25 protein-coding genes are annotated in these 21909 nt (G+C 60.3%); 16 read left to right on the top strand and 9 right to left on the bottom strand.

Translation table 11 applies throughout. From position 1 onward, the window contains the following. The first annotated feature begins 3 nt into the window (after positions 1-3). From atuC to C9422_RS06790, 6 genes are all read left to right on the top strand, one after another. Positions 4-1620, top strand: coding sequence for a geranyl-CoA carboxylase subunit beta (gene atuC, locus C9422_RS06815; protein WP_116580099.1), 1617 nt, complete (start codon positions 4-6; stop codon positions 1618-1620). 24 nt (positions 1621-1644) lie between these two features. Next, positions 1645-2802: a citronellyl-CoA dehydrogenase gene (atuD, locus tag C9422_RS06810; RefSeq protein WP_007973453.1), complete on the top strand. Its 1158-nt coding sequence runs from the start codon at positions 1645-1647 to the stop codon at positions 2800-2802. Then, complete coding sequence (locus C9422_RS06805; protein WP_116580098.1) at positions 2799-3596, top strand: enoyl-CoA hydratase/isomerase family protein; 798 nt, start codon at positions 2799-2801, stop codon at positions 3594-3596. The genes atuD and C9422_RS06805 overlap by 4 nt, the downstream gene beginning before the upstream one ends. A 112-nt stretch (positions 3597-3708) precedes the next feature. Next, positions 3709-5670, top strand: a complete 1962-nt coding sequence (locus C9422_RS06800) for an acetyl/propionyl/methylcrotonyl-CoA carboxylase subunit alpha (protein ID WP_116580097.1) — start codon at positions 3709-3711, stop codon at positions 5668-5670. 70 nt (positions 5671-5740) lie between these two features. Continuing rightward, complete coding sequence (locus C9422_RS06795; protein WP_007973459.1) at positions 5741-6283, top strand: exonuclease domain-containing protein; 543 nt, start codon at positions 5741-5743, stop codon at positions 6281-6283. Between the two features lie 69 nt (positions 6284-6352). Then, positions 6353-6637 (top strand): pyrimidine/purine nucleoside phosphorylase, encoded by a 285-nt coding sequence (locus tag C9422_RS06790; protein ID WP_007973461.1) that lies wholly within the window; start codon positions 6353-6355, stop codon positions 6635-6637. Between the two features lie 85 nt (positions 6638-6722). Here the strand turns inward: C9422_RS06790 and C9422_RS06785 are convergent, their stop codons facing one another. Next, entirely contained in the window at positions 6723-7529 is an 807-nt protein-coding gene (locus tag C9422_RS06785) for an MOSC domain-containing protein (protein ID WP_116580096.1), read from the bottom strand. A gap of 188 nt (positions 7530-7717) precedes the next feature. Further along, positions 7718-8653, bottom strand: coding sequence for a chemotaxis protein CheV (locus tag C9422_RS06775; RefSeq protein WP_007973464.1), 936 nt, complete (start codon positions 8651-8653; stop codon positions 7718-7720). A 460-nt stretch (positions 8654-9113) separates the two neighbouring features. Here C9422_RS06775 and C9422_RS06770 point away from each other — a divergent pair, with 460 nt between their 5' ends. The 3 genes from C9422_RS06770 (at position 9114) to C9422_RS06760 (ending at position 11582) form a co-directional block, all read left to right on the top strand. Further along, positions 9114-9584, top strand: a complete 471-nt coding sequence (locus C9422_RS06770) for a hypothetical protein (protein ID WP_116580094.1) — start codon at positions 9114-9116, stop codon at positions 9582-9584. Between the two features lie 448 nt (positions 9585-10032). Continuing rightward, positions 10033-10926, top strand: coding sequence for a sensor histidine kinase (locus tag C9422_RS06765; protein WP_116580093.1), 894 nt, complete (start codon positions 10033-10035; stop codon positions 10924-10926). Beyond that, positions 10923-11582: a response regulator transcription factor gene (locus C9422_RS06760; protein WP_116580092.1), complete on the top strand. Its 660-nt coding sequence runs from the start codon at positions 10923-10925 to the stop codon at positions 11580-11582. The genes C9422_RS06765 and C9422_RS06760 overlap by 4 nt, the downstream gene beginning before the upstream one ends. Here the strand turns inward: C9422_RS06760 and yegS are convergent. Further along, positions 11566-12483 carry a lipid kinase YegS gene (gene yegS, locus C9422_RS06755; protein WP_116580091.1) on the bottom strand — a complete coding sequence of 306 codons (918 nt, stop codon included), beginning with the start codon at positions 12481-12483 and terminating at the stop codon, positions 11566-11568. The two genes, C9422_RS06760 and yegS, sit on opposite strands and share 17 nt — an antisense overlap. 208 nt (positions 12484-12691) lie before the next feature. On the opposite strand from yegS, the gene C9422_RS06750 reads away from it, so the two are divergent. Beyond that, on the top strand, positions 12692-12946 hold the full coding sequence (locus C9422_RS06750; RefSeq protein ID WP_371924687.1) for a hypothetical protein: 255 nt from the start codon (positions 12692-12694) through the stop codon (positions 12944-12946). 66 nt (positions 12947-13012) lie between these two features. On the opposite strand, the gene glp is transcribed toward C9422_RS06750, so the two are convergent. Continuing rightward, positions 13013-14200, bottom strand: a complete 1188-nt coding sequence (gene glp / locus C9422_RS06745; RefSeq protein ID WP_165824757.1) for a gephyrin-like molybdotransferase Glp — start codon at positions 14198-14200, stop codon at positions 13013-13015. A gap of 22 nt (positions 14201-14222) precedes the next feature. Continuing rightward, positions 14223-14762 carry a molybdenum cofactor biosynthesis protein B gene (gene moaB, locus C9422_RS06740; RefSeq protein ID WP_007973474.1) on the bottom strand — a complete coding sequence of 180 codons (540 nt, stop codon included), beginning with the start codon at positions 14760-14762 and terminating at the stop codon, positions 14223-14225. Between the two features lie 81 nt (positions 14763-14843). Between moaB and mobA the strand changes: the two genes are divergently transcribed. Both mobA and C9422_RS06730 read left to right on the top strand, forming a co-directional pair. Further along, positions 14844-15458 (top strand): molybdenum cofactor guanylyltransferase MobA, encoded by a 615-nt coding sequence (gene mobA, locus C9422_RS06735; RefSeq protein ID WP_007973477.1) that lies wholly within the window; start codon positions 14844-14846, stop codon positions 15456-15458. Between the two features lie 76 nt (positions 15459-15534). Next, positions 15535-15756, top strand: a complete 222-nt coding sequence (locus C9422_RS06730) for a YgdI/YgdR family lipoprotein (protein ID WP_007973479.1) — start codon at positions 15535-15537, stop codon at positions 15754-15756. Positions 15757-15841: 85 nt separating this feature from the next. On the opposite strand, the gene C9422_RS06725 is transcribed toward C9422_RS06730, so the two are convergent. The 4 genes from C9422_RS06725 to C9422_RS06710 form a co-directional block, all read right to left on the bottom strand. Further along, the gene (locus C9422_RS06725) at positions 15842-16732 is read right to left on the bottom strand and encodes a pseudouridine synthase (RefSeq protein WP_116580088.1); all 891 of its coding nucleotides are present in this window, start codon (positions 16730-16732) and stop codon (positions 15842-15844) included. 121 nt (positions 16733-16853) lie between these two features. Next, on the bottom strand, positions 16854-17171 hold the full coding sequence (locus C9422_RS06720) for a transcriptional regulator (RefSeq protein ID WP_116580087.1): 318 nt from the start codon (positions 17169-17171) through the stop codon (positions 16854-16856). Positions 17172-17343: 172 nt separating this feature from the next. Continuing rightward, positions 17344-17580, bottom strand: coding sequence for a glutaredoxin family protein (locus C9422_RS06715; protein ID WP_007973483.1), 237 nt, complete (start codon positions 17578-17580; stop codon positions 17344-17346). 104 nt (positions 17581-17684) lie between these two features. Continuing rightward, positions 17685-18893, bottom strand: a complete 1209-nt coding sequence (locus C9422_RS06710) for an ammonium transporter (protein WP_116580086.1) — start codon at positions 18891-18893, stop codon at positions 17685-17687. Between the two features lie 328 nt (positions 18894-19221). Between C9422_RS06710 and C9422_RS06705 the strand changes: the two genes are divergently transcribed. From C9422_RS06705 to C9422_RS06690, 4 genes are all read left to right on the top strand, one after another. Further along, positions 19222-19536, top strand: coding sequence for a YqjD family protein (locus C9422_RS06705; RefSeq protein WP_007973485.1), 315 nt, complete (start codon positions 19222-19224; stop codon positions 19534-19536). 1 nt (position 19537) lies between these two features. Further along, on the top strand, positions 19538-19927 hold the full coding sequence (locus C9422_RS06700) for a phage holin family protein (protein ID WP_007973486.1): 390 nt from the start codon (positions 19538-19540) through the stop codon (positions 19925-19927). Next, entirely contained in the window at positions 19924-20268 is a 345-nt protein-coding gene (locus C9422_RS06695) for a hypothetical protein (RefSeq protein ID WP_116580085.1), read from the top strand. Before C9422_RS06700 ends, C9422_RS06695 begins: the two co-directional genes overlap by 4 nt. A 216-nt stretch (positions 20269-20484) precedes the next feature. Then, positions 20485-21813, top strand: coding sequence for a deoxyguanosinetriphosphate triphosphohydrolase (locus C9422_RS06690; protein ID WP_116580084.1), 1329 nt, complete (start codon positions 20485-20487; stop codon positions 21811-21813). The last annotated feature ends 96 nt before the right edge of the window (positions 21814-21909 follow it).

Below are 21909 nucleotides of genomic sequence, written 5' to 3'. Positions count from 1 at the left end.
CCCATGCCGGTGATTCAGTCGCAACTCGATCCCCACAGCGAACCGTTCGCCCAGAACCGTACGGCGATGCTGAGCGCCATCGAACAAGTCCGCGTGCTCGAACAGAACCTGCTGGACAAGGCCGCCGAAGCCAAACCCAGGTTTGAAAAACGCGGTCAGTTATTGCCCCGCGAGCGCCTCAATCTGCTGCTCGACCCCGGCGCGCCGTTTCTCGAACTGGCGAGCCTGGCCGGCTACAAGCTGCACGACGACAAGGACGGCAGCTCCGCCGGTGGCGGCCTGATTGCCGGCATCGGCTATGTGTCTGGCGTGCGCGTGCTGGTGGTGGCGAACAACAGCGCGATCAGGGGCGGGACCATCTCCCCCACCGGCTTGAAGAAATCCCTGCGCCTGCAACAGATCGCCATGGAAAACAAACTGCCGGTGATCACCCTCGCCGAAAGCGGCGGCGCCAATCTCAATTACGCGGCAGAAATTTTCGTCGAAGGCGCGCGCAGCTTTGCCAATCAGGCGCGGATGTCGGCCATGGGTTTGCCCCAGGTGACTGTGGTGCACGGCTCGGCCACGGCGGGCGGTGCCTATCAGCCGGGTTTGTCGGATTACGTGGTGGTGGTGCGCGGCAAGGCCAAGCTGTTTCTCGCCGGGCCGCCCCTGCTCAAGGCCGCCACCGGCGAAGTCGCGACCGATGAAGAACTGGGCGGCGCCGAGATGCACGCACAAATCGCCGGCACCGCCGAATACCTGGCTGAAAACGACGCCGACGGTGTGCGCCAGGTACGCGAGATCATCAGCCTGCTGCCGTGGAACGAGCAGTTGCCCCCACTCCCCGATCGACGCTGGGAGGAGCCGCTGTACCCCATCGACGAACTGCTCGGTCTGATCCCGGATGACCCGAAAAAACCCTACGACGTGCGCGAAATCATCGCCAGGCTTGCCGACGCCTCGAACTTTCTCGAGTTCAAGGGCGAGTTCGATCAGCAGACCGTCTGCGGACACCTGAAAGTTCAGGGACGCGCCTGTGGCTTCATCGGCAACAACGGCCCGATCACGCCCAAGGGTGCGAGCAAGGCCGCGCAGTTCATCCAGCTGTGCGACCAGAGCCAGACGCCGTTGCTGTTTTTCCACAACACCACCGGGTTCATGGTCGGCACCGAATCCGAACAGCAGGGCGTGATCAAACACGGCGCGAAGATGATTCAAGCGGTGGCCAACGCCCGGGTGCCGAAGCTGACCATAGTCGTCGGCGGCTCCTACGGTGCCGGCAACTATGCAATGTGCGGGCGCGGTCTCGACCCGCGCTTCATCTTCGCCTGGCCCAACAGCCGCACCGCCGTGATGGGCGGCGCACAAGCGGGCAAGGTGCTGCGCATCGTCACCGAGGCCAAACAGGCCAAGGACGGCCTGGTGCCCGATCCGAAAATGCTCGACATGCTCGAACAGGTCACCGCGCAGAAACTCGACAGCCAGTCCACGGCGCTCTACGGCAGCGCCAATCTGTGGGACGACGGTTTGATCGACCCGCGTGATACCCGGACCTTGCTCGGTTACTTGCTGGATATCTGTCACGAGGCCGAGGTGCGGCCATTGCAAGCCAACAGTTTTGGCGTAGCCCGGCTCTAGGCCGGCTCAAGGAGAACAATAAAAATGATCTTCACCCAGGAACACGAAGCACTGCGCCGCACCGTACGCCAATTCGTCGAGCACGAGATCAACCCGCACGTCGAGGAATGGGAAAAGGCCGGGCGCTTCCCCATCCACGACATCTTCCGCAAGGCCGGTGATCTCGGCTTGCTGGGCATCTCCAAACCGGAAAAATTCGGTGGCATGGGGCTCGACTACAGCTATTCGATCGTCGCCGCCGAAGAATTCGGCACCATTCATTGCGGCGGCATCCCGATGTCCATCGGCGTGCAGACCGACATGTGCACCCCGGCACTGGCCCGGTTCGGCTCCGATGAATTGCGCGAGGAATTCCTGCGCCCGGCCATCAGCGGCGAGCAGGTCGGCTGCATCGGTGTTTCCGAAGTCGGTGCCGGCTCCGACGTCGCCGGGCTGAAAACCACTGCGCGCAAGGACGGCGACGACTATGTGATCAACGGCAGCAAGATGTGGATCACCAACTCGCCGAGCGCCGACTTCATCTGCCTGCTGGCCAATACGTCGGACGACAAGCCGCACATCAACAAGTCGCTGATCATGGTGCCGATGAAGACGCCGGGCATCAGCTTGAGCTCGCACCTGGACAAGCTCGGCATGCGCAGTTCGGAAACCGCCCAGGTGTTTTTCGACAACGTGCGCGTGCCGCAACGCAACCGCATCGGCCATGAGGGCGCGGGGTTCATGATGCAGATGCTGCAGTTCCAGGAGGAGCGCCTGTTCGGCGCGGCCAACATGATCAAGGGCCTGGAGTACTGCGTCGACAGCACCATCGAATACTGCAAGGAGCGCAAAACCTTCGGTAATGCGCTGATCGACAATCAGGTCATCCACTTCCGTCTCGCTGAGTTGCAAACCGAAATCGAATGCCTGCGGGCACTGGTCTATCAGGCCACCGAGCAATACGTCAAAGGCCAGGACGTCACGCGCCTGGCCTCGATGGCCAAGCTCAAGGCCGGGCGGCTGGGCCGCGAAGTCAGCGACAGCTGCCTGCAATATTGGGGTGGCATGGGCTTCATGTGGGACAACCCGGTGGCCCGTGCTTACCGCGATGTGCGGCTGGTGTCGATTGGCGGCGGCGCCGACGAAATCATGTTGGGGATCATCTGCAAATTGATGGGCATCCTGCCGGGGAAAAAGAAATGAACAACCTGCCGGTTTGCCAGACCTTGCTGTTGGAACTGCACAACGGCGTGTTGCACGTCACCCTCAACCGCCCGGAATGCCGCAATGCCATGAGCTTGCAAATGGTCACCGAGTTGCGCGCGGTGCTGGCGGCGGTACGCGATAAACCAGGGGTTCGCGCACTGGTGATCGGTGGCGTCGGCGGGCACTTCTGTGCTGGCGGCGACATCAAGGACATGGCCAACGCCCGCGCTCAGGGCCCCACTGCGCACCGGGACCTGAACCGGGTGTTCGGCGCACTGCTGCAAGAGGTGCAACACGCACCGCAAGTGGTGATCACGGTGCTGCAAGGCGCGGTACTCGGCGGTGGTCTCGGCCTGGCCTGCGTCAGCGATATCGCCCTGGCTGATCACCAGGCGCAATTCGGCCTGCCGGAAACCAGCCTGGGTCTGCTGCCGGCGCAGATCGCGCCATTCGTGGTCCAGCGCATCGGCCTGACCGAGACCCGGCGACTGGCCCTGACTGCGGCCCGGTTTGATGGTCACCAGGCACGGCGCATGGGGTTGGTGCATTTTGTCGAGCATGATCCGCAGGCCCTGGCCGAGCGTCTCGATGAGGTGTTGGCCCATGTCTTGTGTTGTGCGCCGGGGGCGAATGCGGCGACCAAGAAACTCCTGCTGGCGAGTGCCGGACAACCGTCGGACGCCTTGCTCGATCAGGCTGCCGAATGGTTCAGCGAAGCGGTGACCGGGGCAGAAGGCGTCGAGGGAACGATGGCCTTCGTGCAAAAACGCAAACCGGGCTGGGCCTCCTGAAAAGCTTCGCTGGCAAGCCAGCTCCCACACTGGAATGCATTTCAAAATGTGGGAGCGGGCTTGCTCGCGAAGAGGCCCGAACAAACACCGCACAACCTGAGAGACACCTCCCATGCCCGGACTCAAGAAAATCCTCATCGCCAACCGCGGTGAAATCGCCTGCCGCATCCAGCGCACGGCCCAGGTGCTGGGCTATCGCACGGTCGCCGTGTTCAGCGATGCCGACGCCGATGCATTGCATGTGCAGATAGCCGACGAGGCGGTCAACATCGGTCCGGCCGCGGTGCAACAGTCTTATTTGAACATCCCGGCCATCCTCGACGCCGCCCGGCGCACGGGCGCGGATGCGGTCCATCCGGGCTACGGTTTCCTCTCGGAAAACGCCGGGTTTGCCCGCGCCTGCCAGGATGCCGGCATCACCTTCATCGGCCCCAGCCCCGAGGCCATCGAACTGATGGGCAGCAAGCGCCTGTCGAAGATCGCCATGATCGAAGCCGGTGTGCCCTGCATCGATGGTTATCAAGGTGCCGAACAGGACGACGTCACCCTGAGCCGCGAAGCCGCGCGCATTGGCTATCCGTTGATGATCAAGGCCAGCGCTGGCGGCGGTGGACGCGGCATGCGCCTGGTGCACGAAGCCGGCAATCTGCTGGAACAGATTCGCACGGCGCGCTCCGAGGCCTTGAACGGATTTGGCAGCGACGAACTGATTCTCGAACAGGCACTGATCGAACCCCGTCATGTCGAGGTTCAGCTGTTCGGTGACCGGCATGGCAACCTGATTTACCTCGGCGAGCGCGATTGTTCGGTGCAGCGCCGGCACCAGAAAGTCATCGAGGAAGCCCCCTGCCCGGTGATGACGACTGAACTGCGGCAGGCCATGGGCGAAGCAGCGCTCAAGGCCGGCCGGGCAGTACATTACGTCGGCGCGGGCACCGTGGAGTTTCTGCTGGATGCCCAGGGGCAGTTCTATTTCCTGGAGATGAACACCCGACTGCAAGTCGAGCACCCGGTGACCGAATTGATCACCGGGCTGGACCTGGTGGCCTGGCAACTGAACATCGCCGAAGGGCAACCACTGCCCTTGCGCCAGGAACAGGTGCAACTCACGGGCCACGCAATGGAAGTGCGCCTGTATGCCGAAGACCCGGCCCAGGGTTTCCTGCCGCAAACCGGTCGCGTCGTGGCCTGGGAACCGGGATTGCAGGAGGGCGTGCGGATCGACCATGGCCTGATCGAAGGTCAGCTCATCAGCCCCTTCTACGACCCGATGCTCGGCAAGCTCATCGCCCACGGCGCCACCCGCGAGGAGGCCCGGCGCAAATTGCTGCGGGCGGTACAGGACAGCGTGCTGCTGGGCGTGCAAAGCAATCAGCGTTTGCTCGAAAGCCTGCTGGAGCACCCGCAGTTCGCCAGCGGTGACTTCAGTACCGGGTTCATCGCGCAGCACTTTGCCGACCCTGCCTGTCTGCAGTCTCATGCCCCGGACGCGCAACACCTGGCCATCGCATCCGCCCTCTTCTACCAGGCTTCGGCACAGGCTCATCCCGCCCCGCTGGGCGGTTGGCGCAACAATGCCAGCGTGCCCCTGCACTATCGCATCGGCCTTGAGGATCAGGACTGGGTGGTGACGTTGCAGGCAAACCCGGGTGAACCATTGCGCATTCAGGTCGCCGAACGCTGCCTCGAGCTGAAGGTCCTCCACTGCGACGGACGCTGGGCCACCCTCGAAATCGATGGCATCCGCCAGCGCCACGCCTATCGCCTGGAGACAGGCCAACTCTGGCTGTTCAGCCGGCCGGGCAGCTTGCAGTTTGCCGATCGCACTCAGGCACAGGTTTCCAGCCGGGCCAGTGTCAGCTGCGGCACCCTCAAGGCCCCGATGGACGGTGCGATTGTCGACGTCCTGGTCAATGAAGGCAGCCCGGTCACCAAGGGCCAACTGCTGGTGGTACTGGAAGCGATGAAAATGGAGCACCCCTTGAAATCAGGCATCGACGGTGTCCTGAAACGCTTGCAGGTCAAAGTCGGGGATCAGGTGAAAAACCGGCAGATACTGTTGGAGGTCGAATAAGGCGCTAGGCGGAACCGCCGGGTTTGGCTACGCTCAAACCCTACAGGACGCGGATACCAGGAACCCTGCAATGCCTCATTGGCTGGTCATTGATCTGGAGGCCACCACCGATGAGGGTGGATGGCCCGTAACGGATATGGAAATCATTGAAATCGGCGCCACCCTGGTGGACCGCAAGGGACGCGAACTGGACCAGTTCCAGCGCTTCGTCCGCCCCTTGCGGCGGCCGTTGCTGACGCCGTTTTGCCGCGAGCTGACGCACATCACCCAAGCCAACATCGATGCGGCGCAACCGCTGGGCGAAGTCTGGCCGGCGTTTGAACGCTGGCTCGGCCATCACCACACGCGACTTGAAGGCTGGGTCAGCTGGGGCGACTACGATCGCAAACAGCTGCTTCAGGAATGGCAGCGGCTGGGGCTCGCCAGTGTGCTGGCCAACGTACCCCATATGAACCTCAAACAGCGCTTTGCCAAGGCCCGACGCCTGGAACGCCCGCTGGGGCTCAACGGCGCCCTGCAACTGGCCGGACTGCAGTTCACCGGCCAGCAACACCGGGCGCTGGAAGATGCGCGCAATACCGCACGCCTGCTGCCACTGGTTCTTCCGCTTTAGACAGGTGACGACACTCAGGGCCTTGTGCATACTGGCCGGCCCTTTTTAGCCCTTTTCGAGGAATCGCCCATGTTTAAAGTCAACGAGTACTTCGACGGCACCGTCAAGTCGATCGCCTTTGGCACCGCAGAAGGTCCAGCGACCATCGGCGTCATGGCTCCGGGCGAATACGAATTCGGCACCAGCCAGCGTGAAATCATGCACGTGGTCAGCGGCGCATTGACCGTCAAACTGCCAGACAGCAACGACTGGGAAACCTTCGCCGCCGGCAGCCAGTTCAACGTGCCGGCCAACAGCAAGTTTCAGTTGAAAGTGGCCGTCGACACCGCTTACCTGTGTGAATACCGCGGCTAAACCCGCAGGCTTTGCCGAAATAAAGGTCAGCACAATAAAAATGCCCGTGTTTTTCGACACGGGCATTTTTTTGCTCTGCGCAAAATTATTCGAGGATCTCCACCGGCATGCCGACCTCGAGTCGACCGTTGCCGTCGTTCACCAGGTTCTGGCCAAACATCGCGCCGTCCGCCTGCGAACGGTATTTCTGCAAGGTTGCCAGGGGTTCGCGGTCGTCGCTGCGCTCGCCGGTTTGCGGGTCGATGGTGGTCAGGATGCAACGTGAGCAGGACTTGACCACGCGGAACTCGACATCGCCGATGCGGATACGCTTCCAGCCGTCCTCGGCGAAGGCTTCACTGCCTTCGATCACCAGGTTGGGCCGGAAACGCAGCATCTCCAACGGACGCCCGACCCGTTTCGACAAGTCCTCGAGAGAGGCCTGGCCGATCAGCAACAGCGGATAGCCATCAGCGAACGCCACCTGGTCGTCATCCTTGCCGTAGCCCGCCTCCGTCATCCGCGCCCGATTCAGCGGCACTTGCACCAGGCGTGTCGGTTTACCAATAAATTCGCTGACCCAGGCTGCGGCTGCATCGCCTGCATCGGGGACCCGCAAGGTATCGCGCCAGATCGTCACGCCACGCAGTTCTGCATCGCTACCAGGCAAGGCAATGTCGATTGGCGAATGGCCCGGCGCACGGAGGGTCAAGCCGCCTTCGGCATTCCACAACGCCGACAACTGGCTCATCTGCGCCACCGCACGCTGGGTCAGGAAACGACCGCTGGCTTCATCCACCAGCATCCAGCGGCGATCGCCGTCCAGACCCAGTTTATCGAGACCGATCTGTTGCAGCGTCTCGCCCTTGGCGGACTTCAACGGATAACGATACAGCGCGCTCAGACGCAACATGGCCAGCTCCCTGTCAGGCAAAACGCCACCCTATACGAGCTTGATGATCGAATCAAAGACTGACAACCAAACACCACAATCCTTGTGGGAGCGGGCTTGCTCGCGAAAGCGGTGTGACAGTTGGCACAGTCATCGACTGACACTCCCACTTCGCGAGCAAGCCCGCTCCCACAGTTGTGCAGACCCGCTCAGGCCGGTACTTCGTCAAGCATCAGGCGCTGGCGTACCACGTCGACGAGTTTGTCCGGCTGGAATTTGGAAAGGAAATTGTCGCAGCCGACCTTTTTCACCATTGAATCGTTGAAGCTGCCGGACAAAGACGTGTGCAGCACCACGTACAAGCCACGCAGACGCGGATCGTTGCGAATTTCGGTGGTCAGGCGATAGCCATCCATTTCCGGCATTTCCGCATCGGTGAAGACCATCAGCAGTTTCTCGGTCATGTCCACGCCGGTGTCGGCCCAGGCCTTGAGCATGTTCAAGGCCTTCAATCCGTCGCTGGCGATGTGCATCTTCACGCCCAGCTGTCCCAGGGTATCGCGCAATTGCGCCAGGGCCACGTTGGAGTCATCCACCAGCAGCACCTCACGGCCACGGGCGCGTTCCAGCACCGGATCTTCGAGCTTGTCACGGGAGACCTTGGCGTTGTACGGGACGATTTCGGCCAGGACCTTTTCGACGTCAATGATTTCCACCAGTTGATCATCGACCTTGCTGATGGCGGTCAGGTAATGCTGGCGACCGGCACTGCTCGGTGGCGGCAGGATGGCTTCCCAGTTCATGTTGACGATCCGGTCCACGCCACCAACCAGGAAGGCCTGAACCGAACGGTTGTATTCGGTGACGATAATCGTGCTGCCAGGCCCCGGCACCAACGGACGCATGCCGATGGCCTGGGACAGGTCGATTACCGGCAGGGTCTGGCCGCGCAGATTGACCACGCCGCAGACAAAAGGATGGCGCTGTGGCATCAGCGTCAGCTTTGGCAACTGCAGGACTTCCTGCACTTTAAAGACGTTGATCGCGAACAATTGCCGTCCGGCGAGCCGGAACATGAGAATTTCCAGGCGATTCTCACCCACCAGTTGCGTGCGTTGGTCTACCGTGTCGAGAATGCCGGCCATCAATGACTCCTGGTCTTGTTCGGATGAATTCACTTAGAGAAGGTTATCGGCTGTTTTCGCCGAAGCTTGACCCTCTCTAAAATGCCACGCACAGGCATTGATGTCACATTAACATCATGCTTTACTGGCGGTGTGATTAGATCTGCTGCACTTCTGCGCCGCGACCCCGGTTCTTGCGAAAGGTTCCGCTGCGTAAGGGATTCCCCTATCAACAATCAGGTGCAACCTGATATTCGCAATATCCAATAGCCATTAATGTGACGCCATTCTCATTGCATGAACGGAGTCAGGCTTTTGTGTGCGATCGCAAGCCAGTGGCCAACCACCTTCTCGGTTTCCCAGCCTGTCTCCGGGCCAGCCGCCGTTCGTTCGCCCGACGACTCGGCAATGCCGGGGTTCCGAACGCCCTCGTCGACACACACGCTATCCCCTCATTTGACATGACGTTGTGGAGATAAGTATGCCGAACGACCGTAAAGAGTGGGCCCAGCGGCTCCCGGAGTTTCTCGTCGAGGCTGAAACACTCCTGGCCAAGACCGAGGAATGCCTGAGCCATCTGCAGTTGATCAGCAATGACAAGGACGCCATCGACTGCATGCTGAGCACGCTGCTCAAGCTGGCCAACAAGGCCGATGCCCTGGCGTTGGCGGCCGTGTCTGAGTTTTCGCTGCATATTCATGGGTTGCTGAACCACGCGCAGCACACCATGAGCCTGCACGACGAGGCGCTGAGCGCCCTGAAAGACTGTCTGACCCTGATCGCCTGGCAACTCGAACTCATCGACCAGACCACCGGGCAGCTCAGCCTAGACGACAGCGAGCAGGTCACCCTTATCGAAGCCTTTGCCTTCCAGGTCGGGCAAAGCCGGTTTCAGCCACCGGTCAATTCCAGGCCACTGACCCTCGTGCCCTATTCGGAACGACGGGCCTGAACTGATCCAACGATGCCGTATGGCGTGGTTTGGTTATCAGTACCGCACTGTTACTTGAGTGCGCATATGTCGCAAATGAATATTTCATAGCTATAAGCGACATTCTTAAAACAATCACTATTGTTCATCGACAATTGCGCACCCGCCTTGATCAGGTATTGCCTGGAATCAACAGCAACTCCCCTGGGCTATCGGCATTTTGCGATGGCAACAGCCAACGCCTTCCATTAGGGAAGCATTGTCTAAACGACTTGATTCCTGTCTTTTCGGACATCTATACGGACGCGACCAACGGTATCTTAAGTGCTACTATGCCGCCTGTTAGTTGACGCCAATTTATGGCTGTGTGATCGCAGTCGAACTCGTCGGCGCTCCACATAAAAAACAGGGGCCTGTCAGCCAGCATGACCGGTCAGCCCGCAGCGAACATCCATTGGCTCCATCCGCTATGTACGCCAGCCTCAAGTCAATCGCCAAGTGGCCACCCTCCCGGGAAAATGCCCGCAGATTCACGCTGTTGCTATGCGCCTGCTCGACCCTCGGCAGTTTGCTGGTCCATGGATTGTCCATTCCGCTGCCCCTGTCATTGCTGGTGCTCAACATTGCAGCGCTGACCAGTGTTGCCGTGCAGTACTGCCTCTCGCGCAAATCGATCAAATTCCAGCCTCAGGAGCTGGCCGACCGGCTGTTGCAGGTCCAGGAAAACGAGCGCCACCGACTGAGCCGCGAACTGCATGACGACATTGGTCAATTGCTGACCGCCGCAAAGTTGCAAAGTGACTGGCTCAAACGCCGGATGCCCGAAGAGCTCCGGGGACAATGCACGGTCCTGTGCGATACGCTGGAAGAAACCCTGGCCAAAGTTCGTGACGTATCCGCCATTCTCAATCCCCGGCAGTTGACCAGCCTCGGGCTGGAAGCCAGTCTGCGGGCACACCTGCTCAAGACCCTGGCCAACACCCCGGTGCACTGGAGCCTGGAATGCCAGCAACGCTTGACCGGCATACCGGAGGAAATGGCGGTGGCGGCTTTTCGCATTACCCAGGAAGCGGTCACCAACATCCTGCGACATGCCCAGGCCAAGAACCTGCTGATATGCCTGCAGCGCTTGCCCCAAGGCCTGAGGTTGCAGATCAGCGATGATGGTCAGGGCTTCGCCCCCGCAACGGACCCAGGTCGCGAGGGGCAACGGGGTATGGCCGGGATGTCGGAACGGATCGATCAACTGGGCGGCACGTTGACCGTTACCAGCGAACCGGGCAAAGGCACGCAAATCGAAGCTCTATTTCCCTGGGCGCCCCGTGCGCTCGAACGGGCCAGTTCGAATAAGGTTATGCATTGACTTGTAATTTACTACTGGTGGATGACCACTCGCTGATCAGGGCTGGCGTGCGCGCCCTGGTAATGGACCTGCCCGGCTACGCCGTCATCGGTGAGGCCAATGACGGCTCGCAGTTGCTCGAAATGGTCGGGCATCTGTCCCCGGATATTGTCCTGCTGGATATTTCGATGCGCCAGACCGGCGGCCTCGAAGCCTTGCAACAGCTCAAGCGGGTGCGCCCGCAGAGCAAGGTCCTGATCCTGTCGATGCACACCGACCCGGCCCTCATCATGCAGGCCCTGGAGTCCGGCGCCCACGGCTACCTGCTCAAGGACACCACGGCGACCGAACTCGAGCATGCGCTGGACGCCTTGCGCAACAACGAACGCTATCTGAGCCCGGCCATTGCCCACACGGTGATCACCCAGGCCCTGAGCCGAAATCAGAAGCACCAGGCCGAACCTGCCGACTCGCACAACCTGACGGCACGCCAGCTGGAAATCCTGCGGTTGATCGTTCGCGGCAAATCCACCCGAGAGATCGCCAACGGCCTGGGTTTGAGTGTCAAGACCGTCGAAACCCACCGCTCGCAGATCATGAAGCGTTTGCAGATCTACGATGTAGCCGGCCTGGTGCTGTTCGCCGTGCGTGAACACATCATCAGCCTTGATGACTAGACACTTCACTGGCCCGTAGCAGCGGCGAATCCTCAGGCAGATGCACGAGCAACGCCGCTGGACGCACCGAAAAACGCAGGTTGTCCCCTTCCAGCGGTTCACCATCCAGGTTGATGTACAACCCTTCCGACACCTTGATCTCGACCCAGGGCAGGCGCGCACGGACAAACATGCTGTCGATGCCAAAACCTTCGGTCAGCAGGTTTTTCAATGTACCGACCACCTCCTGCGGTGCCGGCAGGATACTGATGTCGAGCAAACCATCATCGACCAGGGCCTGTGGGCACAATTCCCGCCCGCCACCGGCCTGCCGGCCGTTGCCGATGCCCAGTGCCAGCAGGTCGCCGCTCCAGTGGAAATCCGGTCCCTGCAACTCACCGTAGGCGGTATGCAGCTCATTGAAGCGTGACAGGCCGGTGAACAGGTACGCCGCACCGCCGAGGATTTTCTTCAAGTCCTCCGGGGTGTTCGCCGTGACATGGCTGCCAAACCCACCGGTCGCCATGTTCAGGAATATCTGCCCGTCGACTTCCCCCAGATCAATGGCGGTCGGCGCGGTATCAAGTAAGGCCAGCGCCTGATCAGGCTGCAGGGGTACGCCCGCCGCACGCGCAAAATCGTTGGCGGTGCCCAGCGGCATCAGTACCAGGCTGGCTTTTTTCGAGTGCTCCGCCATGGCCTCGGCGATATCGCGCAAGGTGCCATCACCGCCACCGGCAATGATCTGTCGATAACCGGCCGCCAACGCTTCGCCCACCAGTCTCTGCGCATCGCCGGCTTCCCAGGTCAATCGAACAGCCAGCTCCCAGCCTTGCTCACGCCGGCTTTCGACGGCGGCGCGAACCGCCTCGTTGAGTGCCTGTTTGCCATGCAGAATCAACAGTGCCTTGCGATCGCTCATTACTTCACTCCCCGATTTGGATGGCATCTGGGAGATGTTGACCGCGCAGGCGCCGTTAAAGGTCGCCAGAAAACCAATTATTTCCAGTCAGGCAACTTGAACCCCCACTGCGGGATTTTTCTTACAAAACATGAGGAATCTGCTCAATTGACCGGAAATCCGAATGGGTAGACCTTGGGGCTTGCGCAGGACATCACAGGGACGTGCCATGCATGGCCAAAACCCTGGATCACCGGCCAGCACAAAAGCCACGGGAGAAAATGATATGGAACCTCGCGTCACCGAGCTGGAAACACACATCAAGCACATACGCAGGGACCTGGACGACATCCGCGGTGACGTCAAATCCATCAAGCACAGGCTCGCCTACTCCGCCTGCGGAACAGTCGTGATCCTCGGTCTCCTTGGCTGGATCGCCAATAGCCGTTTCGAACAGGTCATTTCATTGTTCCTGGCACATTGAATGTGCCATCAAGCAAAAACCCGGTTCAATCAACCGGGCTCTTGCTTGGCTAATCCGCCGAAGCGGTCAGCTCAGGAGTTCGCTCAACGGAATGAAGAAAACGCTATCGCCCTGAACCAGCGTGCGACCTTCCAGGACTTCTACCAGTCCATCAGCCCAGGCAGCGCTGCGCAGTACGCCGGAGCTCTGGTTTTTGTAGATCGTCGCCCTGCCGTTTTCCAGCCGTCCTCGCAAATACTCCCGCCGATTGCCAGGTTGGGGCCAGTCAAACCCTGCAGGCACCTGCACCTTCAACGGATCGACTTCCCTTACACCCTGACGACGCAGGAGATAGGGTCTGGTCAACAAGGCAAAGGTCACGAGGGTCGATGCCGGATTGCCCGGCAAGCCGATCACGGGTACACCGCGGAAATGCCCGAATGTCAGAGGTTTGCCGGGCTTGATGGCGAGTTTCCATAGCGTCAACTCGCCTTCTTCACGCAAGGCGATACCCAGAAAATCAGCTTCTCCCACCGACACGCCACCGGTCGAGAGGATCAGGTCGACATCTTTCAACTCACCCAATCGGGAGCGAGTAGTTTGCAGATCGTCCGGGAGAATGCCCGCGTCGACGACCTCACAGCCCAGACGCTGCAACCAGCTGCACAGTAACACCCGGTTGCTGTTGTAGATCTGTCCCGGACCCAGAGGCTGGCCCGGTTCAATCAATTCGTCGCCGGTCGACAGCACCGCCACACGGACCTTGCGAACGACCTCCAGCTCGGCGCAGCCCAATGAGGCAGCCAGTCCTTGCTCGATCGGCCCCAGGCGCGTGCCTGCCGGCAGAATCAACTCGCCGACGGTTGTTTCCTGGCCTTGCGGGCGGATGTTCTGGCCCTGGCTCAAGGCTTGCGTGAAACGCACTCGCTCATCCGCCTGGACCTCGGCGTTTTCCTGCATTTCGACGCAATCGGCACCAGCGGGTACAGGCGCGCCGGTAAAAATGCGTGCACAGGTCCCAGGTTGCAACGGATCGGGGGCCTGGCCGGCAAACACCTTCTGGCTGACCACCAACGGCTCTCCCGTCCAGTCAGCCAGGCGCAAGGCATACCCGTCCATGGCACTGTTGGGCCAGGGCGGCAGATCAAGGGTCGACAGCAGGTCTTCAGCCAGTACACGCCCCTGCACCTGCGCCAACGGCAAGCGTTCCCGCTCGACAATCCGCGTGGCCTCGGCCATTTCCAGCAAGCGTGCCAATGCCTCCTCGACGGGCATCAGGCTGCCGGTCTTGCCCGGCTTACCCACGGGATTCACAAGGCGCTGCCTGTTTCAGGTGAGGCACGAAATTGCACGGGCGATGCCGCGAATCCAGCTGTTCGGCCAGAATGCCGTCCCAACCGGTGCGCACGGCATTGGTCGAACCCGGCAAGCAGCAAACCAGCGTGCCATTGGCCAGACCGGCCAATGTCCGGGACTGAACGGTCGAGGTGCCGATATCGGCAACCGAGATCTGGCGGAACAGCTCACCGAATCCATCGACCTGCTTGTCCAGCAGGCAGCTGACAGCTTCCGGTGTGCTGTCACGCCCGGTAAAACCGGTTCCGCCGGTGATCAGCACCACCTGCACGACATCGTCGGCAATCCAGTTGGCGACTTGCGCACGAATTTTGTAGAGGTCATCTTTGAGCAACACCCGGGCGGCCAGGTAATGACCGGCAGCGGTCAAACGGTCGACAAAGAGCTGGCCCGAGGTGTCGGTGTCCAGCGTGCGGGTATCACTGACTGTCAGCACTGCAATGTTCAGCGGTGCGAAAGGTACATCAGCCTTGGCTTTCATAGGCTCGTCCAGTTGTAGGAGAAACAGCCCGGTGTTATATCACAGCGCTCCGTTTTTTCGCCGCTCCCATGGAGACCTGCCATGACCATGAATTCACAATTGCCACCCTGCTCCATTCTGCTCCTGGCGGGCGGTCGCGGCCAACGCATGGGGGGGCGGGACAAAGGGTTGCTGGACTGGCGCGGCGAACCGCTGATTGCTCACTTGCATCGCAAGACCCGCCCGCTGACCGATGACCTGATCATCTCCTGCAACCGCAACCTTGAGAAGTATGCGCCCTACGCCGACCAGTTGGTCCACGACGATGAAGGTGACTTCCCCGGCCCCCTGGCGGGAATTCGGGCGGGCCTGGAAGCCGCTCGCCATACTCATATGCTGGTCCTGCCCTGTGACGTTCCGGGCATCGATGCGGCGCTGATCGGCACCATGCGCGAGACCGCCAACCTGAATCCGGACAAGCCGCTGATGGTGCGGCACGATGACCACTGGGAGCCGTTGTTGTGTGTGATTCCGGTGCTGCACCGGGCAGCCTTTGAAAAGGCCTGGAACGAGGGTGAGCGCAGCCCTGGCCGGTTGATGCGCAAGCTCGGCGCGACCGCGCTGCAATGCCCCGACAAGGACCCTCGGCTGGCCAACCTCAATACGCCGGAACTATTAAGCGGTCATGTAAGCGGTCATGACACTGTGTCAGACTGACATTGATCAGGAACTTGCGCGGACGGTTCACGTCTCAAGTTCACTAACCAAAGAATTCTTATTCGGAGACACACTCATGATGCAACGGACCCTCGCCACTTTCATGCTCGCACTGGGCCTCGCCACCCTCGCCGGTTGCGCGTCGCCTACGGTGATCACCTTGAATGACGGTCGCGAAATCCAGGCCGTCGACACGCCAGAGTTCGACAAGGATTCCGGCTTCTACGAATTCGAACAGCTCGATGGCAAACAGACCCGCATCAACAAAGATCAGGTGCGTACCGTCAAGGAGCTGTAACCGGGTGCCGCCGGATACAGAAAAGCCCGCTTGATGCGGGCTTTTTCATGCCTGAAGAACAGCACTTCAGGGGCGCCGTTCAGGATCACCATTGCAGGGTGATTTCACTCTCGAACTCACGCGCCAGGCCCGTGACCGGGTCGATGAACCTCAACCCCTGAGCCAGCAGTTTCAAAGGATTGGCGTAGTCATCCTGCGCATCCTTGAGCACCTCGGGGTAAAACGGGTCGTTGCAGATAGCGGCGCCCAACGCCGCCATGTGTACCCGCAGCTGATGTTTCTTGCCCGTCACCGGGTAAAGAGCATACCGCCAGAGCTTCTCCTGCTTCTCCCTGACTTCGATCGCCGTCTCGGTGTTGCAGGCCCCAGGCCCTTCCTGCATGCGGAAGAACGGCTCGCCATCAACCAGCCGGCTTTTATGAACCCGCGGGAAAGCAAGTTCAGGCAATGCCGCTGCGATGGCCTCGTAGCGCTTTTCGATCTGCCGGGTTGGAAACAACGACTGATAAGCCGAACGACTCTGCGGATTGGCGGAAAACAGTACCAGCCCTGCGGTATGCCGGTCGATGCGATGCAATGGCACCAGATGCGGATTGTCCAGGCGACGGATCAAGCGCCTGAGCAGCGTCTGTTCGACGTATTCGCCAGCCGGCGTCACCGGCAGAAAGTGCGGTTTGTCGGCCACCACCAGATGCTCGTCCGCATACAGAATCGACTCGATCACCGGGATCGGCTTTTCATCCGGCACTTCGCGAAAATAATGAATCCGCAAACCTTCCCTGTAGGCCAGATCGAGGGCTATCGGCATGCCCTGCCCATCGAGGACCCGGCCACGGGCGATTCTGTCCAGCCATTGTTCACGAGCGATGGCGCTGAAATGCTCGCACAGGCAATCGACAACGGTCTGCCACGGACCAGGTGGCAAGTACAGCGTACTGGCCTGGCTGTGTGCCGCGGAAAAAGAAGAAGTGGACATACGAAAGCTCTAACCTCAGTGCAGGGCGGCATTATCCAACAGCACGGGGATTGAACCTAGGGGGCGCTCCCAATTAGTTTTCCCGGCGTGAAAACCAATTGAGAACGCCCCCTAAGATTCCTCAAGCCGGGATCTGCCTGCGCGCCGCCGCTTCGGTGTATTCCTTGAGCCAGCGCAATACATCGACCGCCTCCCAGCGAGCGGGGTCATAGAGGGCGTACAACAACCCCTGATAACCCACGACATCGAGTTGCCGGTGATACCCCGCGCGTTGAAACAAGGCTTCGATTTCTGCGAAACAGGTATTGAAATGCGTTTTGTTGAAGGGTGTCTTGCCCTCGGTCACCAGTCCATCCAGACGCAACTCAAGAACGGCTTCACTCACGACGTCTGCAGACATCCGGTTCACGCTGTTCTTCAACTGTTCGACATTGACCACGATTCATCCCTCTCACGCCCGGGCTTGTCTGCTCGCTGCCGAAAATCAGCAGCGGCAATGCAGGCACCACGAATAACTGTATGCGCATACAGTATCCGATCAGTACCGGATAAGCCAAGGGGATCAATCGCAAAGTTCGACAGGCGGGAAGTAACATCGGTGCAAAAGCCACTTAACGCAAGAACGCCACCACCTCATCGGCACTGAACGGCCAGCCCAGTTCAGCGCCGGTGTCGACCCGCCGCAACACCGGAATACGCAGGCTGTAGGCGGCGAACCAGGTTTCATCGTCGGCGATATCCACCAGCTCCACCAGCAGACCGCGCTCGACAAACTCCATCAACATGGCTTCGGCTACTTCACAGAGATGGCATCCAAGGGTGCCGAACAGCTGACATTCGGGAAGCATGAGCGCTCAACCAGAAAATGAAGTGACCATTCTAGGCCTGCTCCGAAAAACCGTCGAGCCATTGAGTCTCCTGCCTGATGCCACCGACGATGATGAGACCTGTGTCAGTCCTGGCTCACGGCGCCGATCTTGTGGATCGACAGGTCCGCGCCGTAATACTCCTGCTCCTGACTCAGGCGCAATCCATGCAGAGCCTTGATCACGCCATACACGGTGAACCCGCCGGCCAGTGCCACGGTGACGCCCAGTGCCGTGCCGATCAACTGGCTGATCAGGCTGACCCCACCCAGCCCGCCCAAAGCGCTCTGGCCGAAAATGCCGCAGGCAATACCGCCCCACACGCCGCACAAGCCGTGCAGCGGCCAGACACCCAGTACATCGTCGATACGCCATTTGACCTGAGCGGCAGTAAAGCACCAGACAAACAACGCCCCCGCGACGGCGCCGGTCACCAGCGCCCCCACCGGATGCATCAGGTCGGAACCGGCGCAGATCGCCACCAGTCCAGCCAACGGGCCGTTGTGCAGAAAGCCGGGGTCGTTGCGCCCGACGATCAGCGCGGCCACCGTACCGCCCACCATGGCCATCAATGAGTTCACCGCCACCAGTCCACTGACACCTTGCAGGGTTTGCGCGCTCATGACGTTGAAGCCGAACCAGCCAACAATCAGGATCCACGAGCCCAACGCCAGAAACGGGATGCTCGAAGGCGCGAACGCCACCAGCCGACCGTCGCGATAGCGGCCATTTCGCGGCCCGAGCAACAGCACCGCCGCCAGTGCCAGCCAACCGCCCATGGCATGCACCACCACCGAACCTGCGAAATCATGGAAACCGGCGCCAAAGCGCTCCAGCAGCCAGGCTTGCAAACCCAGGTTGCCATTCCAGACCATGCCTTCGAAGAACGGATAGATGAACGCGACAATCAACGCGGTTGCACACAGCTGCGGGACAAACCGGGCGCGCTCGGCGATTCCTCCGGAAATGATCGCGGGAATCGCCGCGGCAAAGGTCAGCAGGAAGAAAAACTTCACCAGTCCATAACCATGGTCGGCATTGAGCACGGCCGCCGGTTGCATGAACGTCACGCCATAAGAAATCCAATAGCCTATAAAGAAGTAGGCCAGTGTCGATACGGCGAAGTCGCTGAGGATTTTCGACAAGGCATTGACCTGGTTTTTCTGTCGCACGGTTCCGACTTCGAGAAAGGCAAAACCGGCGTGCATGGCCAGGACCATGACCGCACCGATCAGAATGAACAGCGTGTTGGAGCTATGGACCAGGGTGTCCACGGCGCTTTGCAGATTTTCCATGGGATGGGCAGACCTTATGGCAGAAAAAAGCACCAAAGCAGTTCGCGATGACTGCCCATGCACCAAGTTGCAGCTTCGAAGCATCAGAGGACTGATCTCGTTGAACCGCCTTGGTGCACGGACACCGTCCGGGAAAAACGTGACCCGGACGTTTGCGCGAGTTTTTGATTGTTGGTCCTACGGTTTTACTGAAATCATGCCCGGCTATAGCGCAATGGTGCGGACCGGCGCACCACGACACAGCAAAAGTTGTACCAGTCATTTGTACTGAACCTTCGCCGAAGGCTCATACTCGAACGCATCAGAAAGCCACTTATGGAGATCCACCATGGCCCGCATCCAGGCAAAGACTGCTCAAGAAATCCTGATGAACGACTTTCAGACACTGGTCAGTGACACCGAACGGTTGCTGGAGCACACCGCGACCCTGGCCGGCGACCAGGCCGACGAGTTGCGCGAGCAGATTCACGACAGTCTCTTGCGTGCCCGTGAAACCCTGAAGCTGACCGAAGACTCCCTGCGCGAACGCGGCAAAGCGGCTGTCACCGCCACCGAAGACTATGTCCAGGCCAACCCTTGGCAATCGGTCGGGATCGCGGCCGGCGTGGGTTTCCTGATCGGCCTGCTGGCCAGCCGGCGCTGATATGTCGATCGGTGAATCCGACCCGTCTGCGACGGGAACAAGCTCCTCATCGCGGCGCCTGGGTGCTGCCTTCCTGGGGTTGCTGCACAGCCATGTCGAACTGTTCGGCATCGAGTTGCAGGAACAGAAAGCCCGCACCGTCAGCCTGTTGCTGTTTGCCGGTCTGGCGCTGGTGTTTGCGTTGCTGCTGCTGGTAGGGCTGTCGACGCTGGTGCTGATCGTGTTCTGGGACACCTATCGCCTGACCGCCATCATCGGGCTCTGTGTGTTCTACACCCTCGCCGCCCTATTCTGCGCGATGCGTTTGAGGGCAGCGATTTTCGATGAGTCCTCGCCCTTCCACGGTACGCTGGAAGAGCTGGCCAACGATCGGGAGCGCCTGCTGCCATGAACCTGCCTGAATTGCCACACAACAGCTCACGCACGGAAATGCGCAAGGCGCTGATTCGCCTGCGCATGGAAATGCACCGCCAGGAAATCCGCCACGAATCCGCGCAACTGCTGCAACCGTTGAAACGCGTGCGCGGGATGACGCAGAACCTGCAGGACGGTTTCGGCATCAAACACGCGCCACTCTGGGGCGTGGCCGTCGTCACCTTGCTGGGTTTTCTGACCGGCAAGGGCGCCAAGAACGGTGGCGGCCTCAGCAGCCTGACCCGGCTGATCCGTCTCGGCACCACACTGGGGCCGCTGATCAAACTGATCATGCAGGGCTCTTCGCGCAAAGACTGATCAGTTTCCTTCTGGCTACGCTCTGCAGTGTCGACAGGATTGCCCCCTCTATCGAGGGGGCAATCCTGTGCGCCTATCCGGTCAATTGAGCCCCCCTGCGAAAAAAGTTCTTGCAAGGTGACCTCGATATCGACGCCGCCGGGTTGTAGTTCCGCTTGCAGGTCATGACGCGAAACGGGAAGCTAGGCCATCAGTCACCTGACGGAGAGTCCCGCCTTGGATTGGCACACCCTGCTTACCCGCGAACGCCTCGGAAAGCCTCTGCACAGCCCTGAAGAACTCGGCCGCAGCCCTTTTCACAAAGACCACGACCGCATCATTTTCTCGGGGGCTTTCCGCCGCCTCGGGCGCAAGACCCAGGTCCATCCGGTGTCCAGCAATGATCACATTCATACGCGCCTGACCCACTCGCTGGAAGTCAGTTGCGTGGGGCGCTCGCTGGGCATGCGGGTCGGCGAAACCATCCGCAACGCCCTGCCCGACTGGTGCGAACCCAGCGACCTGGGAATGGTGGTGCAATCGGCCTGCCTGGCACACGACATCGGCAACCCGCCTTTCGGACATTCCGGTGAAGATGCGATCCGGCACTGGTTCCAGCAAGCCGCCGGCCGTGGCTGGCTGGATGCGATGAATGAAGCCGAGCGCAATGACTTCCTGAATTTCGAAGGCAACGCCCAGGGCTTTCGGGTGCTCACGCAACTGGAGTATCACCAGTTCGACGGCGGCACCCGACTGACCTATGCAACCCTGGGCACCTACCTGAAGTATCCATGGACGGCCAGGCACGCCGATTCGCTGGGCTACAAGAAGCACAAGTTCGGCTGTTATCAGAGCGAGTTGCCGCTATTGGAGCAGATCGCCCATAAACTCGGCCTGCCGCAACTTGAAGAGCAACGCTGGGCGCGGCATCCGCTGGTGTACCTGATGGAGGCCGCCGACGACATCTGCTATGCGCTGATCGACCTGGAAGACGGCCTCGAAATGGAGTTGCTGGAATACGCCGAAGTCGAGTCCCTGCTGCTGGACCTGGTGGGCGACGACTTGCCGGAGACCTACCGCCAGCTCGGTCCCGGCGATTCGCGCCGACGCAAACTGGCGATCCTGCGCGGCAAGGCCATCGAACACTTGACCAATGCCGCGGCCCGCGCCTTCGTCGAGCAACAGGACGCGCTGCTGGCCGGCACATTGCCCGGTGACCTGGTGGAGCACATGCACGGGCCCGCCAAGCGTTGCGTGCTGAACGCCAAGGACATGGCCCGCAAGAAAATCTTCCAGGACAAGCGCAAGACCCTGCACGAGATTGGCGCCTACACCACGCTGGAAATCCTCCTCAACGCCTTTTGCGGTGCAGCACTGGAGCAACACAACGGTCGGACCCCGTCATTCAAAAGCCGCCGCATCCTTGATCTGCTGGGTAACAATGCACCCGATCCTCACGGCCCGCTGCACACGTCGTTTTTGCGCATGATTGATTTCATCGCCGGCATGACCGACAGCTATGCCAGTGACATGGCCCTGGAAATGACGGGCCGTGCCAGCCACTGAGGTGCTTCGTTTGATCAGCCATTACGGCGTTCGTTTTGGCTGATCCCCCTTCAACCTCCAACAGCACTCAAGTCTCGTCGAATCGCCCTACAACAC

It is taken from the genome of Pseudomonas sp. B1(2018), assembly GCF_003097365.1.
Classification (GTDB): Bacteria; Pseudomonadota; Gammaproteobacteria; order Pseudomonadales; family Pseudomonadaceae; genus Aquipseudomonas; species Aquipseudomonas laurylsulfatiphila.
This window is presented reverse-complemented; position numbering and strand designations above follow the sequence as displayed.

Bases quoted from the DNA above. Each gene is read 5' to 3' on its own strand.
- atuC (WP_116580099.1), top strand. From the start codon at position 4: ATGCCGGTGATTCAGTCGCAACTCGATCCCCACAGCGAACCGTTCGCC.
- atuD (WP_007973453.1), top strand. From the start codon at position 1,645: ATGATCTTCACCCAGGAACACGAAGCACTGCGCCGCACCGTACGCCAA.
- C9422_RS06805 (WP_116580098.1), top strand. From the start codon at position 2,799: ATGAACAACCTGCCGGTTTGCCAGACCTTGCTGTTGGAACTGCACAAC.
- C9422_RS06800 (WP_116580097.1), top strand. From the start codon at position 3,709: ATGCCCGGACTCAAGAAAATCCTCATCGCCAACCGCGGTGAAATCGCC.
- C9422_RS06795 (WP_007973459.1), top strand. From the start codon at position 5,741: ATGCCTCATTGGCTGGTCATTGATCTGGAGGCCACCACCGATGAGGGT.
- C9422_RS06790 (WP_007973461.1), top strand. From the start codon at position 6,353: ATGTTTAAAGTCAACGAGTACTTCGACGGCACCGTCAAGTCGATCGCC.
- C9422_RS06785 (WP_116580096.1), bottom strand. From the start codon at position 7,529: ATGTTGCGTCTGAGCGCGCTGTATCGTTATCCGTTGAAGTCCGCCAAG.
- C9422_RS06775 (WP_007973464.1), bottom strand. From the start codon at position 8,653: ATGGCCGGCATTCTCGACACGGTAGACCAACGCACGCAACTGGTGGGT.
- C9422_RS06770 (WP_116580094.1), top strand. From the start codon at position 9,114: ATGCCGAACGACCGTAAAGAGTGGGCCCAGCGGCTCCCGGAGTTTCTC.
- C9422_RS06765 (WP_116580093.1), top strand. From the start codon at position 10,033: ATGTACGCCAGCCTCAAGTCAATCGCCAAGTGGCCACCCTCCCGGGAA.
- yegS (WP_116580091.1), bottom strand. From the start codon at position 12,483: ATGAGCGATCGCAAGGCACTGTTGATTCTGCATGGCAAACAGGCACTC.
- C9422_RS06750 (WP_371924687.1), top strand. From the start codon at position 12,692: ATGCATGGCCAAAACCCTGGATCACCGGCCAGCACAAAAGCCACGGGA.
- glp (WP_165824757.1), bottom strand. From the start codon at position 14,200: ATGCCCGTCGAGGAGGCATTGGCACGCTTGCTGGAAATGGCCGAGGCC.
- moaB (WP_007973474.1), bottom strand. From the start codon at position 14,762: ATGAAAGCCAAGGCTGATGTACCTTTCGCACCGCTGAACATTGCAGTG.
- mobA (WP_007973477.1), top strand. From the start codon at position 14,844: ATGACCATGAATTCACAATTGCCACCCTGCTCCATTCTGCTCCTGGCG.
- C9422_RS06730 (WP_007973479.1), top strand. From the start codon at position 15,535: ATGATGCAACGGACCCTCGCCACTTTCATGCTCGCACTGGGCCTCGCC.
- C9422_RS06725 (WP_116580088.1), bottom strand. From the start codon at position 16,732: ATGTCCACTTCTTCTTTTTCCGCGGCACACAGCCAGGCCAGTACGCTG.
- C9422_RS06715 (WP_007973483.1), bottom strand. From the start codon at position 17,580: ATGCTTCCCGAATGTCAGCTGTTCGGCACCCTTGGATGCCATCTCTGT.
- C9422_RS06710 (WP_116580086.1), bottom strand. From the start codon at position 18,893: ATGGAAAATCTGCAAAGCGCCGTGGACACCCTGGTCCATAGCTCCAAC.
- C9422_RS06705 (WP_007973485.1), top strand. From the start codon at position 19,222: ATGGCCCGCATCCAGGCAAAGACTGCTCAAGAAATCCTGATGAACGAC.
- C9422_RS06700 (WP_007973486.1), top strand. From the start codon at position 19,538: ATGTCGATCGGTGAATCCGACCCGTCTGCGACGGGAACAAGCTCCTCA.
- C9422_RS06695 (WP_116580085.1), top strand. From the start codon at position 19,924: ATGAACCTGCCTGAATTGCCACACAACAGCTCACGCACGGAAATGCGC.